Origin of the sequence: Nocardiopsis sp. CNT312 (assembly GCF_000515115.1) — a bacterium.
Taxonomy (GTDB): domain Bacteria; phylum Actinomycetota; class Actinomycetes; order Streptosporangiales; family Streptosporangiaceae; genus Nocardiopsis.
Genome location: NZ_AZXF01000059.1, coordinates 1 through 1886, shown reverse-complemented (window position 1 = coordinate 1886; position 1886 = coordinate 1). Strand labels below are relative to the sequence as shown.

Below are 1886 nucleotides of genomic sequence, written 5' to 3'. Positions count from 1 at the left end.
CAAAGCAGCAGCCACAGGAAAACCCATACATGAAACAGTGTGCGCGAACACCCAGCAATCTGCAGCGGACAAGCCCTCGGCCTATTAGTACCGGTCAGCTCCACCCCTCACAAGGCTTCCACACCCGGCCTATCAACCCCGTCGTCTACAGGGAGCCTTACCCCCTCACAGGGGCAGGAGACCTCATCTCGAAGCAGGCTTCCCGCTTAGATGCTTTCAGCGGTTATCCCTCCCGAACGTAGCCAACCAGCCATGCCCTTGGCAGAACAACTGGCACACCAGAGGTCCGTCCGTCCCGGTCCTCTCGTACTAGGGACAGCCCTTCTCAAGTCTCCAACGCGCACAGCGGATAGGGACCGAACTGTCTCACGACGTTCTAAACCCAGCTCGCGTGCCGCTTTAATGGGCGAACAGCCCAACCCTTGGGACCAACTCCAGCCCCAGGATGCGACGAGCCGACATCGAGGTGCCAAACCATCCCGTCGATACGGACTCTTGGGGAAGATCAGCCTGTTATCCCCGGGGTACCTTTTAGCCGTTGAGCGACACCGCTTCCACACGCCGGTGCCGGATCACTAGTCCCAGCTTTCGCTCCTGCTCGACACGTCCGTCTCACAGTCAAGCTCCCTTGTGCACTTACACTCAACACCTGATGACCAACCAGGCTGAGGGAACCTTTGGGCGCCTCCGTTACCCTTTAGGAGGCAACCGCCCCAGTTAAACTACCCACCAGACACTGTCCCCGAACCGGATCACGGCCCAAGGTTAGATGCCCGAAACAGCCAGAGTGGTATTTCACCAACGCCTCCACCGCCACTAGCGTGACAGCTTCACCGGCTCCCACCTATCCTACACAAACCATCCCAAACACCAATGTCAAGCTATAGTGAAGGTCCCGGGGTCTTTCCGTCCTGCTGCGCGAAACGAGCATCTTTACTCGTAGTGCAATTTCACCGGGCCCATGGTTGAGACAGTGGGGAAGTCGTTACGCCATTCGTGCAGGTCGGAACTTACCCGACAAGGAATTTCGCTACCTTAGGATGGTTATAGTTACCACCGCCGTTTACTGGCGCTTAGATTCCCAGCTTCACAGGCCGAAACCCGCTAACCAGTCCTCTTAACGTTCCAGCACCGGGCAGGCGTCAGTCCGTATACAGCGTCTTACGACTTCGCACGGACCTGTGTTTTTAATAAACAGTCGCTTCCCCCCGCTATCTGCGACCCCACCCAGCTCAAGACGCACAGTCCATCACCAGACAGGGCTCCCCTTCTCCCAAAGTTACGGGGACAATTTGCCGAGTTCCTTAACCATGGTTCACCCGAACGCCTCGGTATTCTCTACCTGACCACCTGCGTCGGTTTAGGGTACTGGCCACACACGAACTCGCTAGAGGCTTTTCTCGACAGCACGGGATCACTCACTTCACCAAAAACGGCTCGGCATCACGCCTCAGCCTCCATGGCATGCGGATTTACCAACACACCGGCCTACACGCTTACCCCCGGACAACCACCGCCGGGTAGAGCTACCCTCCTGCGTCACCCCATCACTTACCTACTACACGATCGGTTCCCACACGCACCAACCAGAGCATCCCGAAGGACACCCCGACAGCACACACGGTTAGCATCACACGATTCAGCATGGGCGCTCGTGCACGGGTACGGGAATATCAACCCGTTATCCATCGACTACGCCTGTCGGCCTCGCCTTAGGTCCAGACTCACCCTGGGCGGATTAACCTGCCCCAGGAACCCTTAGTCAATCGGCGGCGACGTTTCTCACGCCGCTCTCGCTACTCATGCCTGCATTCTCACTCGCACACCCTCCACCACACGATCACTCGGCAGCTTCACCGGATGCACGACGCTCCCCTACCAACCCA

The 1886-nt window shown here is 57.8% G+C and carries 1 rRNA gene; it reads right to left on the bottom strand.

Annotated elements, in window-relative coordinates:
* Window positions 1-64 precede the first annotated feature (64 nt).
* Window positions 65-1886: ribosomal RNA gene (locus tag B042_RS0116895) — 23S ribosomal RNA — on the bottom strand; the annotation flags it as partial.